This window comes from Oerskovia gallyi, assembly GCF_014836745.1.
Taxonomy (GTDB): domain Bacteria; phylum Actinomycetota; class Actinomycetes; order Actinomycetales; family Cellulomonadaceae; genus Oerskovia; species Oerskovia paurometabola.
Genome location: NZ_JACSQE010000003.1, coordinates 319,195 through 333,331 on the forward strand (window position 1 = coordinate 319,195; position 14,137 = coordinate 333,331).

Annotated in this window: 11 protein-coding genes; 5 read left to right on the forward strand and 6 right to left on the reverse strand. The window is 72.4% G+C overall.

All coding sequences use genetic code 11. From position 1 onward, the window contains the following. Positions 1-47: 47 nt before the first annotated feature. Positions 48-2,012 (reverse strand): glycoside hydrolase family 5 protein, encoded by a 1,965-nt coding sequence (locus tag H9640_RS05575; RefSeq protein WP_191789699.1) that lies wholly within the window; start codon positions 2,010-2,012, stop codon positions 48-50. 169 nt (positions 2,013-2,181) lie between these two features. After that, a complete protein-coding gene (locus H9640_RS05580; RefSeq protein ID WP_191789777.1) occupies positions 2,182-2,613 on the reverse strand; it encodes a nucleoside deaminase in 432 nt (143 codons plus the stop codon). Positions 2,614-2,769: 156 nt separating this feature from the next. Here H9640_RS05580 and upp point away from each other — a divergent pair, with 156 nt between their 5' ends. From upp to H9640_RS05600, 4 genes are all read left to right on the forward strand, one after another. Beyond that, positions 2,770-3,405, forward strand: coding sequence for a uracil phosphoribosyltransferase (gene upp / locus H9640_RS05585; RefSeq protein ID WP_191789700.1), 636 nt, complete (start codon positions 2,770-2,772; stop codon positions 3,403-3,405). A gap of 323 nt (positions 3,406-3,728) precedes the next feature. Then, complete coding sequence (locus tag H9640_RS19580) at positions 3,729-4,409, forward strand: winged helix-turn-helix domain-containing protein (protein ID WP_318243667.1); 681 nt, start codon at positions 3,729-3,731, stop codon at positions 4,407-4,409. A gap of 166 nt (positions 4,410-4,575) precedes the next feature. Then, a complete protein-coding gene (locus tag H9640_RS05595; protein WP_191789701.1) occupies positions 4,576-5,568 on the forward strand; it encodes a hypothetical protein in 993 nt (330 codons plus the stop codon). Between the two features lie 44 nt (positions 5,569-5,612). Beyond that, positions 5,613-6,698: a glutathione S-transferase family protein gene (locus tag H9640_RS05600; protein ID WP_191789702.1), complete on the forward strand. Its 1,086-nt coding sequence runs from the start codon at positions 5,613-5,615 to the stop codon at positions 6,696-6,698. 79 nt (positions 6,699-6,777) lie between these two features. Here the strand turns inward: H9640_RS05600 and H9640_RS05605 are convergent, their stop codons facing one another. Then, positions 6,778-10,797: a sigma-70 family RNA polymerase sigma factor gene (locus tag H9640_RS05605; RefSeq protein ID WP_191789703.1), complete on the reverse strand. Its 4,020-nt coding sequence runs from the start codon at positions 10,795-10,797 to the stop codon at positions 6,778-6,780. 235 nt (positions 10,798-11,032) lie between these two features. Between H9640_RS05605 and H9640_RS05610 the strand changes: the two genes are divergently transcribed. Further along, positions 11,033-11,800, forward strand: coding sequence for a hypothetical protein (locus H9640_RS05610; RefSeq protein ID WP_191789704.1), 768 nt, complete (start codon positions 11,033-11,035; stop codon positions 11,798-11,800). 146 nt (positions 11,801-11,946) lie between these two features. Here H9640_RS05610 and H9640_RS05615 read toward each other — a convergent pair whose 3' ends face one another. From H9640_RS05615 to H9640_RS05625, 3 genes are all read right to left on the reverse strand, one after another. Beyond that, positions 11,947-12,255, reverse strand: a complete 309-nt coding sequence (locus H9640_RS05615) for a DUF1540 domain-containing protein (protein WP_191789705.1) — start codon at positions 12,253-12,255, stop codon at positions 11,947-11,949. Between the two features lie 191 nt (positions 12,256-12,446). After that, the gene (locus H9640_RS05620) at positions 12,447-12,950 is read right to left on the reverse strand and encodes a heat shock protein transcriptional repressor HspR (RefSeq protein ID WP_191789706.1); all 504 of its coding nucleotides are present in this window, start codon (positions 12,948-12,950) and stop codon (positions 12,447-12,449) included. Positions 12,951-13,005: 55 nt separating this feature from the next. Beyond that, positions 13,006-14,028 (reverse strand): DnaJ C-terminal domain-containing protein, encoded by a 1,023-nt coding sequence (locus H9640_RS05625; protein WP_191789707.1) that lies wholly within the window; start codon positions 14,026-14,028, stop codon positions 13,006-13,008. Positions 14,029-14,137 lie beyond the last annotated feature (109 nt).

The window sequence follows — 14,137 nt, forward strand, 5'->3', positions numbered from 1 at the left end:
ACGAGGGGGCCGGGTCGCTCGTGCAACCCGGCCCCCTCGTCATCCCCTCACCTCAGCGGCTTGCAGAGGAGGGCGTCAGGCACGCCCCCGTGGTTCCAGCGCCACGTGAAGGCGACTCCGGAGACGTACTCGCCGTCGGCGCACTGGCCCTTGTACCTGCCGGGCGCCCAGTCGCTCGCGGTCGAGCCGCCCCCGACCGGCCGGTTGTCCCCCTGGTCGAACCACACGAGACGCCCCTGGCTCGCGGGGAGCGCCGTCGCGCTCTGGCCGCACAGGAGCTTCGAGGTGGACCACTTGTTGGTCGTCCCGATCGTCAGGCTGTAGCCCACGGCCATCTGCCCGGCCGGGCACTGCAGCTTGTCGTACCCGCTCGCCCAGTCCGTCTGCACGGTCGACTCGTCCTTGACGATCGTGCGGACGTCGGTCAGCGCGGGCTGCAGGTTGTCGGTGCAGAGCGCTCGGTTGGTGCTCCGAGCGACACCGACGAGCCGCTGGGAGTCGGGGCAGCTCCCCTTCCACCTGCCGGAGTCCCAGTCAGGCCGGGTGTTCATGAGAGCCGAGGCGTTCGTGTCGGGCGAGTGACTGCCGCTGCCGAGCATGTTCCAGCGCGCCGCGCGCGCGACCTGCCCGGTCTTGCCGTCCGAGGTCACGAGCTTCGTCCACTGCGGGTAGCGCCAGTCGTCGGCGATGCTGAGCCGGGTGCCGTCGGTCTTGTAGGCGAGGAGCGAGTAGCTGTCGACGAAGGTGCCGTCGTCGGTGGCGTGGGCCACGAGGGGCCAGGCCGCGAAGTCGCTGTCGTTGGCGACGAGGATGTCGGTGAAGTTCGCCCACCACGCCTTGTCGAGGGCGCTCGTCTCGTCGGAGGAACCGATGCCGAACTCGCTGAACCACACGGGGGCGGTGTAGTGCTGGTTCGCCGTGTTGACGAACGCGGCGGCCCTCTTCACCTCGGCCGCGAGCTCGCTCGCGCTGAGGTCTCGGTAGCGCGCGTCGTGGGTCTCGCCGAGCCCGGTGGCGCCGGTGTGCTGTGGTCCGGTGTAGGCGTAGATGTGCGCCGCGTACACGAGCTTGTCCGGGTACGGGAGGGTGTTCGAGAGGTTCGCGACGGGCTTGAGGTGCGGCCGGTCGTGGAACAGGCCGTCGAGCGGGATCCCCTGCCAGTTGATGCCCTCCATGATCACGAGCACGTCCGGGTTGGCCCGCTGGATCGCGACACCGGCCTGCTGGTAGGACTTGTACAGGTCGTTCTTGTCGCCCATGCCCCAGTTGGGGTCGTCCAGGATGTCTCGGCGCACCTCGTTGCGCAGGTCCATCCCGACGACGCGGGGGTTGTCCTCGTAGCGCTCGGTGAGCATGACCCAGTCGCTGATCCACTTCTCGATGGTCTGGCTGCTGTACGGCTTCGAGTTGCCGTCGTCGGCGCCGCAGCACCAGCGCGACGTCGTGGTGTGGTTGTTGAGGATGACCGCGAACCCGTCGGCCGTGAGCGCTTCGACGACCTCGTCGAAGACCTGCAGCGGTGTCTTGCCTCGCAGCTGCGGGTTCGCCGTCACCGCGACGTCGGGCACGGGCGCGGTCATGCCGAGCATCTCGTTCGAGTAGGACAGTCGGATGCTGTTGAGCCCGAGCCCGTGGAAGTCGCTCATGAGGGTCGCCATCGGCACGCGGTCGAGGCCCATGGGGATGTCGTAGCTGATGCCGCTGTTGTGGTTGGCGGGGTCGTTCCTGTCGCCGCTGCCGTTCCAGTGTCCCTGCGCGCCGTCCCAGTTGGCGGACTTGAGCTTGAACCGGTCCCCGTCGGCGTCGACGACGTACCGACCGCGCGTACTGAGCGGCGCGTCCCACGACGCCGACAGCTGTGGACCGGTCAGTACCGAGACCGTTCCTGGCGTGGCCGTGGTGGACGTGGGGGACGGGGGCGCTCCGGGGGCGGCGGACGTCGGGCTGACGACCGACGTCGTGAGCCCGATCGTGACCAGTGCTACCGCGAGCCGCATGATGCGACGTTGCATGCTGCGAACCTCTCTGTTCGTCTCGTGCGTGTCCGCGGCGCTCGACCGTGGAAGGCCGCGGCGCCGCGGCTGATCCGGTCAGGCTAGGTTGACGAACTGGCGATGTCAACGTAAACATCCGTCACGATGGCAACGTGAACATCAGCCTGGCTGCTGTGCGCGCCCGCCCTCAGCGCTGCGTCTCGAAGAACTCCCGGAGGAGGTCGCCGCACTCGACGTCACGGATGCCGCCGACCACCTCGACGCGGTGCGGGTTGCGACGGTCGCGCACGATGTCCCACACGGACCCGCACGCCCCGGCCTTGGGGTCCCACGCGCCGAGCACGAGCCGCTCGACGCGGGCGAGCGTGGTCGCACCCGCGCACATCGCGCACGGCTCGAGCGTCACGACGAGCGTGCACCCCTCGAGGCGCCACGAGCCGAGCGTCGCGGCGGCCTGGCGCAGCGCGAGCACCTCGGCGTGCGCGGTGGGGTCGCCGATCTCCTCGCGCCGGTTGCGGCCGAGGCCGAGCAGCCGCCCGTCGGGCCCGACGACGAGCGCCCCGACGGGCACGTCTCCCGTGGCCAGGGCGTGGGTCGCCTCGTGCAGCGCGAGCCCCATGAGCTCGTCCCACACGGCACGGCGGGCCGCGACGGTGTCGGGCGGGAACGTGCCGGCCGCCCAGGGCAGGTCGAGCCCGACGGGACCGGGTTCTGCGGCGGGGGCGACGTCGTCGGGGACCATGCTCCCGAGGCTACCGGGCGGTACCCTCGAACCATGCGCCTGCACGTCGCCGACCACCCGCTGGTCGCCCACAAGCTCACCGTCCTTCGCAACAAGGACACCGCCTCCTCGACCTTCCGCCTCCTGGTGGACGAGCTCGTGACCCTGCTGGCCTACGAGGCGACGCGGGACGTCCGGGTCGAGCCTCACGAGGTCGAGACCCCGGTCACCACGACGGTCGGGGTCCGTATCGCCGAGCCGCGCCCGCTCGTCGTCCCCATCCTGCGTGCGGGCCTGGGGATGCTCGAGGGCATGACCCGCCTGCTGCCCACGGCCGAGGTCGGCTTCCTGGGGATGCAGCGCGACGAGAAGACCCTCGAGGCCGTCACGTACGCGAACCGCCTCCCGGACGACCTGACGGGTCGCCACGTGTTCCTGCTCGACCCGATGCTCGCGACCGGCGGGACGCTCGTCGCGGCGATCGACTACGTGTTCGAGCGCGGTGCGCGGGACGTCACGGCCGTGTGCCTGCTCGCCGCCCCCGAGGGCATCGAGGTCCTCGAGAAGGCGGTCGGCGACCGGGTCGACGTCCAGCTCGTCGTGGCCGCCGTGGACGAGCGCCTCGACGAGAACGCGTACATCGTGCCCGGCCTGGGTGACGCGGGCGACCGCCTCTACGGCGTGGTCTGAGACCCGCCCCCCGGGCGCGGGGCGGCCGGCCTGCCGCGTCGCCCCGCACCCACGATGCCCGACGGCGCCACGTCCGTCTCATTTTTGCGTCTCATCCTGTGAGATTCTTGGCTCCTGCCCTTGGCGACCCTGCGCGTCGCTGCCATGCTCGCCACATGACCCCCTCGCTGAGCTCCCGAGGCGCCGACCGGCGCCCGAGCGTCAGCATGCCCTCCGGCGTCTGTTGTCCGGCCTGACTCGCTCAGCCCCCTGACAACCCTGCCGACCGTCGTCGGCGCCGCTCCGGCCTCGGCCGTCGAGCGGAAAGACCCCCGGAGCGCCGCATGTCCACCCTGACCCAGAAGACCCCTCGTCCGCACGCACCCCACCGCCGCACCCACCCCGGGTTCGTCCTGTACGTCGGGGTCGACGCCGCGACCGGGGAGCACCCGCAGGCCGAGCTCGTCGAGCTCGCGGAGGCTCTCGGCGAGCTCGCCCGTGAGTGGTTGCCCGATGCCGAGACGTACACGGCCCTGACCCTGTCGGAGCCCGCGACCGACCGGCACGAGCACCTCGTCGACGAGGGGCGCCGCAAGGCGCGGGGCCGCAGTGCCGCGCGCCGTGCCGAGGTCCCCGTCCCCGCGCCCGACCTCGCGCCGCTCGGCGACGTCGAGGCGTTCCGCGACCGCCTCGCGGCCCTGTCGCCGTTCCCGCGGGTCGTGATCGACCCGGCGAGCCGGCGCGTGACCGTCGACGGCTCCGAGCAGCGGCTCACCCACAAGGAGTTCGAGCTCCTCACGCACCTCTACCGCTCGGCGCACCGCGTCGTGACGCGGGGCGAGCTCCTGTCGACCGTCTGGGGGGCCGACGCGGTGCGCGACGGCAGCCGGACCATCGACGTCCACGTGCGCCGGCTGCGCGAGAAGCTCGGCCTCCAGCACGTCATCTCGACCGTCCGCGGGCTCGGCTACCGGTTCGACCCGCAGACCCACGTCGTCCTCAGGGGCTCGGGGGACGCCGCCTGAGGACCAGTGCTGCCGGGTCGCACGTTCGTGGTCTCGTGGGGGGATCCCGTCCGGCCCGGCAGCACGAACCCCCACCGGACCGACGCGCGACGAGTTTGGCCGAGCGCCTCGCGCACGGTTGGATGAGGGCGTCCCGCCCGCCCCGTCCTGTGAGGTCCCCGTCGTCGTGCCCGTGCTCCGACCCGCCCACCGTCCCCTCGCGGGCATGATCGGGGCGCTCGCCACGCTCGGCCTCCTGTCGGGGTGCGTGGGCACCGAGGTCGCCGCGGCCCCCGCCCAGGTGCGCCGACCCGTGATCGACCGCGCGGCGGCCACGACCGTCTTCGCCTCGCTCACCGCGACGCGCAACACCGCGAACGCGGCCCGTGACGCCGGCGCCCTCGCGAGCATCGAGACGGGCCCCGTCCTGCGGTCGTCGGCGTTCGCCCTCGCCGCGCAGACCGCGCAGGCAGCGGCCCCCGTCGCGCCCCACACGTCCGTGCCCGGGACGCTCGCGGCCCCGGAGGCCGGGACCGCGGACTGGTTCTACTCCCTGCGCGCGCAGGGCGACCCGGCGGCCTCCGACGGCGAGTTCGTCGAGACCACGCTCTTCACCCGCGCGTCCGCGGACGCCCCGTGGCTGCTGGCCTACCAGCTCGCGACCGACCCGGCCGTCGCCCTCCCGCAGCCCGTGCTGGTGGGAGGGTCCGCCGTCGAGCCCGACGACGGCACGCGCGCCCGCGGGGACGCCGCGCTCGACGACGTGCTCGCCTACGCGCGTACCGGCACCGCCGCGGCGACCCTCGACGTGACCCACGCCGACCAGCTCGCGACCGCGCACACCCAGGGATTCCCCGTCGCCGACCTGTCCGTCGAGAGCGGGACCGAGGACCGCTCGTGCGCCTACGAGGCCCCCGCCGCGGCCTGGCTCGCGTCCACCGACGGGATCTTCGCCCTCGCGTCCGTCGAGTGCACGCAGTCCGTGACGCTCACGGGCGGCTGGACGGCGCCCACCCCGACGACCAGCACGCTCGGGACGGTCCCACCCGGCTCGCGCCTGTCCGCGTGGACCGTCACGCAGACCGTGACGGTCCTCGTCGAGGTGCACGACGACGGCACGTCCCGGGTGGTCGGGTCGCGTCTGCGACCGGTCCGGACGGACGTCACACCCGCCCCGTGACCCGGGTCGCTGCGGTCCCCCGGGGCGCGGCGTAGGTTCGGTCCATGAGCGACACCACCGGAACGAATCCCGTCCCCCGCGGCTGGAAGCGCCGCGGCCCGCACTTCACCGACCGCATCGCCGCGGACAGCACGTCGGCACCCGGCGGGCAGGGCGACGACCAGGGCCGGTGGCCCGTCGAGCCCGGTCGCTACCGGCTCGTCGCGAGCCTCGCGTGCCCGTGGGCGCACCGGTCGATCATCGTGCGCCGGCTGCTCGGGCTCGAGAACGCGATCTCGTTGGGCGTCGTCGACCCGATCCAGGACTCCCGGTCGTGGCGCTTCACGCTCGACCGTGACGGGGTCGACCCCGAGCTCGGGTCGCACTTCCTCGCCGAGCACTACCTCGCGCGCGACCCCGAGGACGACGGCGGGGTGAGCGTGCCCGCGCTCGTGGACGTCCCCTCGCGGCTGCTCGTCACCAACGACTACCCCCAGATCACGCTCGACCTGTCGACCGAGTGGACCGCGTACCACCGGCCGGGCGCCCCCGACCTCTACCCCGAGGCGTGGCGCGACGAGATCGACGACGTCGCCGAGAAGGTCTACCTCGACGTCAACAACGGCGTGTACCGGGCCGGGTTCGCCGACTCGCAGGAGAAGTACGACAGGGCGTTCGGGATCCTCTTCGAACGGCTCGACTGGTTGTCGGACCGGCTGTCCGAGCGCCGCTACCTCGTCGGTGACCACATCACCGAGGCCGACGTGCGCCTGTTCACGACGCTGGTCCGGTTCGACGCGGTCTACCACGGGCACTTCAAGACCAACCGCAACAAGATCACCGAGGACAGGGTCCTGTGGGGATACGTCCGCGACTTGTTCCAGACGCCCGGGTTCGGCGACACCGTGAACTTCGAGCACATCAAGCACCACTACTACCGGGTGCACTCCCAGCTCAACCCGAGCGGGATCGTCCCCGACGGCCCCGACCTGTCCGGGTGGCTCACGCCGCACGGACGCGAGGCGCTCGGCGGTTCACCCTTCGGTGCCGGCAGCGCGCCCACCGCCGCCACGGACCTGGCGTCCTACCACCTCGCGCCGCTCGCGGTGCCCGTCGAGGGCGAGCCCCGGGCGGCACGCCCCAGAGACTGAGGAGGGCGGCCGCCACCGGTCCGCGACCGCGAAGGGCCCCCGGCGCTGCGCCGGGGGCCCTTCGTCGTGCACCCGTGACTCAGCCGCGGCTCTCGTCACGCCAGAAGAACGGACCGAGCAGCGAACTCGGCGCGACCGAGACGCTCCGCTGGGTCGCGGTGTAGTTCCGCCCCTCGTACGCGACGCGGTCGCCCACCCGGTAGGCCTCGGTCCAGTGCCAGGTCGGCAGACAGGTCTGCCCGGCGACCTCGAACGTCCACGACTGCCCGGAGTCCGCCACCACGCGGTAGGTCGCGCCGGCCTCGGGCACGTTCGGCACCTTGAGCTGGACCCTCTTCTGGTCCTGCACCACACGCTTCGTCTCGGGTGCGAGCACACCGTTCACCTCGACGTGGAACGTGACGGCGGCGGTCGAGGCCATGTTGTCGTAGACGAACGTCACCGGTCGGTACGACTGCTGCTCGTTGTCCTCGAAGAAGCAGACGCCCAGGATCGGGGCACCCACGGTCGGGGCGTAGATCTCGTAGCGCGCGGCCTCGTACCGGGCGGTGACCGTGCTGCTGCGGACCACGCCGTCGGCCGTGAGCGACTGCTGGAACTCCACCGCCCCTGGCGGGAGCCGCGTCCCCGCGACCGGGACGACGAACTCCTTCGTCGCCCCTGCGGGCACCTCGACCTTCTTGGCCTCGCCGTAGCTCGTCTTCATGCCGACCTGCACGGGACCGGGCGACGTGTTGGTGTAGGTGCCGACGATGCGGATCGCCTGGTCGACGACCTCCGACCTCGCGGACTGCTGCGCGGACCAGTTCGGCACGTAGCAGCTCGTGGCGGGGAGCGCGTGCGTCGCGACCTGGCGGCCGTCGGCCGAGACGGCGAACGTTGCGCCCTGGTACCCGACGGACGCGGTGACCTTGGCGCTCGCACCCGCCGCGACCTCACGAGCGAGGTCGTCCCTGCCCGCGACGGTGAACGACACCGCAAGCGTCGACGCCGTGTTGTCGAACACCAGGGTCACCGGAGCCGAGGACGTGAGAGCGGCCGGGTCGTACGTGCACTGCCCGACCGTCGGCTTCGGGCTCGCGGGTGCGATCCGTGCTGCGGCGTAGCCGGCCGTGAGCTGCGAGTCGTACTCGCCGGGGTCGCCCTGCTCGTCGGGGGCCGAGAGGTGCTGGCGCACGGTCAGGACACCCGCGGGGAGGTCCTTCACCCCGGTCGCCCTCGCGAACGCCACCGTGGTCTGCGGAGCGATCGTCACGGCTCCGCGAGAGGCTTCCTGACCGACCGGCGTCATGCCGTCGACCTGCACGGTGAGGGGCCGACCGGTCCGGTTCGTGACGTCGGCCTCCAGGCCGATCGTCCCTGCCTCGTTGACCGTACGGGTCGTGACGTCGCCGCTCGCGAGCCACTGCGGGACGAAGCAGTCCTTGGGACCGACCGAACCCGCGTCGACCGTCGTCCTGAACGTCTGCCCGTCGACGGTGGTCTCGAGGTTCAGGGTCGCCGGTGCGCCCTGCGCGGGAACGCGCAGGTCGTGGGACACCGTGAGCACGGTGCTGGCACCACGACGCAGCGGCACGGCCTCGGAGGACACCGCGCCGGCGCCGAGGGTCACGTGCAGGTCGTCGTAGGCGGTCGTGTTCGTGGCGTCCACGGCGATCCTCGCCGTGCCGTCGGTGCACGACGGGACGATCGTCCCCCCGCCCGGGGCCGTTCCGGCGGCCCCGGCCCACGGCTCGCCGACCGTCAGGTCCGCGCTCGCGGAGTCCTTCAGGGTCCGGCCTGCCGAGGACGTGGTCGCGGAGAACGTCAGGCCCGTCGTGGACTGCTTCACGCCGTCGCCCGCGAGCAGCTGGACGTCGAGCGACACGGGAGGGCCGCCGTTCTGGTTCGCGTCAGGAGCGTGGAGCGCTGCGGCGTCGTTCGCGCACGTCAGCGATCCGCCGCTCGGCGTGCAGGCCCAGCCCCCAGTCAGCGGCTTGGCGGTCACGCCGTCGGGCAGGTTGCCCAGGGAGAACCTCACCCCCTGGGCGTCGACGTCGCCGGAGTTGTGGGCCGTGAGGCGGACCGCGGTCGCTCCCGGGTTGAGGAGGTCTCCCACGACGGGCGTCGTCAGGTCGATCTCGGCGCCGTACGACGGCACGGGGGCCGGGGCGTACGTCGTCTTCACCGGGCTCAGGCCCTTGCCGTGCACGGCACCACCGAACGTGTAGCTCCCGCCGCGCGAGGCCTGGACGGTGATGACGAGGTCCTTCTTCTCCCCGGGAGCGAGCACCCCGACCGAGCACGTGACGAGCGACGACCCGCCGTCCTGCGCAGTCGCCGGGCCGCACGGCAGCGCGGCGAGCCGGATCGCCGGGACGACGCCCCTGCCCGCGGTGACCGCGGACGTCACGACCGAGACGTTCGGCGGGAGCAGGACGTCGACCACGACCTCCTCGGCCGACGTGCCACCCGAGTTCGACGCCGTGAGGGCCAGGTCCTGCGGGGCACGGGCAGCGAGGGTGAGCGGGGAGAAGGCCAGGTCGAGGGAGGCCGGCGGAGCGGGGGTCACAGGCAGGACGGGGTCCGGAGCGCCCGGGAACGGGTCGACCGGCGTCAACGGGACGCTCGGCGGCGTGAGGGGCGTCGTAGCGGTCTCTCCGGAGCCCGCAGCCCCCGAGCCGCTCCCGTTCGAGGCAGGCTCCGCGGGGTTCGAGGCCTCGGCGGGCGCGCTGTCGAGCGGCGCCGTGTTCGCCGGTGAGGTGGGATCGGTCCCCGGGGCGGGCAGGGCCTCGCTCTTCGGGGTGCCCGTGGGAGAGTCCGAGGGCGAGCCGGACGGGCTCTGCGACGGGTCGGGGCTGGCCCCGGCGCTCGGGGGCGGGTCGGACGAGAAGCCCCCGGACACCGCGACGACGCCGGCTCCCACGGCCGCGACCGCCACGACGCCGACGGCTGCGGCGATCAAGGGGGACGCGGCGATGAAGGCCGCCAGGCCGGTCGCGCCGGCTGCGGCCGCAGCTCCGGTGCCGACCGCGGCACTCGCGCCGACGGCTGCGGCTGCGCCCAGCCCGCCGCTCGTGGCAGCCGCACCGGCCGCCGCCGCGCCACCCATGGCGCCGGTTCCGGCGGCTCCACCACCCACGGCGCCGGTCCCGGCAGCCGCACCGCTGCTGCCCGCCGCGGCCCCTGAACCAGCGGCGCCAGAGCCGGAGGCCCCCGCTGCGCCGCTGCCAGCACCGCCGCTGGCGCCACCACCGGCCGCGCCCGTGGCCCCTGCGGCGCCTGCGCCGACCGCGGCACCTCCGGTGAGCGGGAGAGCTGTCCCGACCAGGCCCAGCCCTGCCGCCCCGAAGACCAGGGGGGCGATGACGGCGCGCATGCCGTGCGAGACGTCACCGAGCTCGAGCACGAGCGCGCGGCACTCACCGCACTCCTCGAGGTGGGCGTCGACCTTGGCGGTCTCCCGCTTGGCCAGACCGCCGCGGACGTAGGACCCGAGCAGCGGGTTGACGTTCTCGCACCCGGCGCTGCTCGCGCCCGTGAGGTGCTGCTGGAGGTACGCCTGGCGCAGCCCTTCGCGGGCCCGGTAGGCGAGCGCCGAGACACCGTTGGCCGTGAGGCCGAGCAGCGGTGCGATCTGGGCCGGGTTCATCTCCTCGACCTCGGTGTACCAGAGCACGGCCTGCCATCGCTCGGGCAGACCTTGGTAGGCCTTGGTCACGACGGATCGTTCGAACCCCAGGAGCGTGGGGTCCTCGGTCGACGCCATGGGTCCGAACGCGCTCTCGAACGTCTCGATGTCGTCGGTGGGCTGCGTGCGTCGGCCCGCGTTCGACAGGTCGTAGGACAGGCGCCGGACGACGGTGAAGAGGTAGGCGCGGAACGTCACGTCGGGTCCGCCACCGGACTGCAGGATGCCCAGGACCTTGGCGAAGGCTTCGGACACCATGTCGTCGGCGTCCGAGCCCGAGCGCACGTACTGGCGCGCCACGGTGCGCGCCGCGGCGGCATGCCGCTCGTACAGCGCACCGAATGCCGCGTAGTCTCCCGCGCGTACAGCGGTGATCAGCTCGGCATCGCTCGTCGGGGCGTCGTCCCTCGACGTGTCGACCTGCGTCATGCCCTACCGCCTCTGACTCCGCCTCACCTCGTCAGGTAAGGCTCTCCCGTTCATCCTAGACGGGAAAACTGGTGGTGTTATCTACGTCTCAACGCGGTTTCGCCCGTCTTGTCCGTCTGTCAGGATGACAGAACCGACGGAATGTGCTGCATGTCCGTCGGTGTGTCGAGTGGATGAAAGAGAATCAGGACGCCGCTGTCGCGTCATGAGCACGGGGCTCACACGTCTCATGGGTATGGACCTACGACCTGGCTACCCCGAGCCAGCCGTCGCCTCGCTGCTCGACGAGTGGCAGGCGGCCAGTACGAACAGCGTCTGGCTGCGGCCAGGCGACTGGTACCACCCTGCCGTCGAGGCGCTCGTCGAGGCGCTCACGGACTCCCGCTGCCCGGCCGCTGCGGCCGAGCGGCTCGGTGAGGCCCGCGGCCGCGACGGGATCAGCATCGGCGAGACCATCGACGACCTGACCTGCTTGTTCGACCTCTGGGGCACCGCTCCCGACCTTCGCGTGCTGCGGGCAGTCAGCACAGGGTGGGCCGTGGGCAACGAGGTGATCCCCGGCGCGCCGCCCACGACCGATCCTCGGTCGGGGCTCGTCACGGTCCCCTACCTCGTCCAGCGCCTCCAGGAGACGTACGGGCAGGCGGACCGCCTGGGGACCCCGGCCTCCGCGACGCACTGCCTCGTCCTGGTGGACGTCGCGGTCGAACGCATCGACGGCTGGCAGAAGGTCGCCCGCGCGGCAGCCATGGGCAAGGTGCTGACCGAGACGTTCGGCCTCGGGCACCCGGTCGCGACGCTCGGTGGCGGGATCTACGCGGCGCTCTGCGCTCGCACGGCCGACGTCGGGCCGGTCCGCGCGGAGCTCCGGCACAGGATCGAGCGCATCGCGCTCACGTTCGGCGTGACGGCGATCCTCCGGCGCCCGCCCCGCATCTGGGTCGAGCCCCTTCCCGCGCAGCATGCCGACGCGGCGAAGATGCTCCACGACCTCTCTCGCTAGGCGCCCCGGCCTCTCTCGCTAGACCACGCGGTCGTCGGGCGCTCCGGCCGCCCGGCGAGGCCCCCAGCACGCCACGACGCCCCGCCGTCCGGCGAGGGACGAGCGGGGCGTCGTGGAGGAATCGCGTCGGGGGGAGGACGCGAGGGTCAGCGGGGGCTGTAGGTCAGGCAGTCCGCGTGGTCGGCGCCCTGCGGGCCGGCCCCGACGCGGATCGAGGAGGCGTTGCACTCGAGCGACTCGTTGTGCGAGCACTCTCCGCGCTGGCAGGCACCGACGTGCGCGATGACCTTCTCGAGGCCGCCCTTGGCGGTGAGGGGGATGAACGTGGCGCACTCGGCCTCGCTGCCGTGCGCGGCGATCGTCACGGCGCCGGCGTGGCAGCCGTGCTCGTGGTTGTATCCGCAGCCGTCGATCGAACACTCGACGACCTGGGGCATCTCCATCAGGGTGCTCATGGACTTCTCCTTGCTCGAAGGGCGGGGCGTTCTACCGTGCTTTTCCCTCACGGTATTCCTTCGCGCAGCCTGTGTATAGGAAGCAAGGCCTCACTCACTTCGGCGGAATTCCGCCATTTTTACGTCATGCAGACCGCACGTAATTGCGCTGCGGGAATTCCTGCCGGGATGCGCGAACGCCACCGCGCAGGTCAGGAGCCCCGGCCGGGTCGCCACAGCACGAGCGCCCGTGCCTCGCCGGTCTCGACGACCTGGCCGCCGCGACCGGCGTCCACGGTCCGCTCCCCCGCCGAGCGGCGCACCCGCCGCCCGCGCGGCACCATGACGACGTCGCCGCTCACCCCGGCTGCGAACACGCGCCCTCCTTCGAGCTGGGCGGAGAGGGCGTCGAGTCGGGACTCGAGCCGGCTCACCTGCTCCTCGAGCGTGAGGATGCGACGGATGCCCGCGAGGTTGATGCCCTCCTCCTGGGAGAGCCGCTGGACCTCGAGGAGCTTGGCGACGTCCCGCTGGGAGTAGCGGCGTCCGCGCCCCATGGTGCGGCGCGGGGTCACGAGTCCCAGGCGGTCGTACTGGCGCAGGGTCTGCGGGTGCATCCCGGCGAGCGTCGCGGCCTGCGAGATGGCGAGCACGGGGGCGTCGTCGTACGCGTTGAACGGGATCTCGCTCCCCGTGGGAGCCTCGTTCCTGGCCATGCCCTGCCTCCTCTCGCTGGTGCTGCGGAACCGTCCTGCCGGGTGCCTGTCGGCTCTACTCTGCCGCGCGCCCGAACAGGTCGGCGCGCACGTCGGTGCTCTCGCCGTCGGTCGCGGCGGCGAGCGCCTCGACGGCCTCCTTGGCGGCCTTCGAGAGCTTCTGCGGCACGACGACCTGGATCGTGACGAGCAGGTCGCCCGTCGCCTTGGCCGTCTTGACGCCCTTGCCCTTGACGCGCAGCGTGCGTCCCGACGGCGTGCCCGCGGGGACCTTGACCTTGACGGGCTTGCCGTCGAGCGTCGGGACCTCGATGGTCGCGCCGAGCGCGGCCTCCGCGAACGTCACGGGGACGGTCAGGCGCAGGTTGTGCTTCTCGTCGACCGAGAACACGGGGTGCGGCGTGACGTGCACCGTGATGACCAGGTCGCCGGGGGCGCCGCCCGCGACGCCGGGGCGTCCCTTGCCGCGCAGCCGGATCTTCTGGCCGTCGCGGACGCCTGCCGGGATGCGGGCCGTGATGGTGCGGCCCTCGGTCGTGACGTTGACGGTCGAGCCCTCGACCGCGGGACGGAACCCGAGCGTGGCCGACGAGTGCACGTCGGCGCCCGCCTGCGGGCGCTGGTACCCGGCGTTGGGGCGGAAGCCGGTCTGGCCTCCCCCGCCGCCGAACATCGACCCGAGGATGTCCTCGAAGCCGCCGCCACCGCCGCTCTGCGTGGAGTACCGCACGCGGCCTCCCCCGCCTCCGCCGCCTCCGCCGAACATGCCGCCGAAGATGTCCTCGAACCCGCCGGAACCACCGGCGGGTCCACCGGCCCCTGCGGAGAAGCGGGCGCCCCCGCCGGCCATGGCACGGATCGCGTCGTACTGCTGGCGCTGCTCGGCGTCGGACAGGACCGCGTAGGCCTCGCCGATCTCCTTGAACTTCGCCTCGGCCTTCGCGTCACCCTGGTTCTGGTCGGGGTGATACGTGCGGGCCAGCTTGCGGTACGCCTTCTTGATCGCGGCGTCGTCGGCATCCTTGGGGACGCCCAGCGCGGCGTAGAAGTCCTTCTCGATCCAGTCCTGACCGGTCAAGGCGCCTCCTCTCATAGGTCTCACCGGCCCCGGGGCCGGTGGTGGTGCTTACGTCCATAGTGGTCGTGCTCCCGGGGCCCGACGGCGGAGGTCACCTTCACGCGAAAGG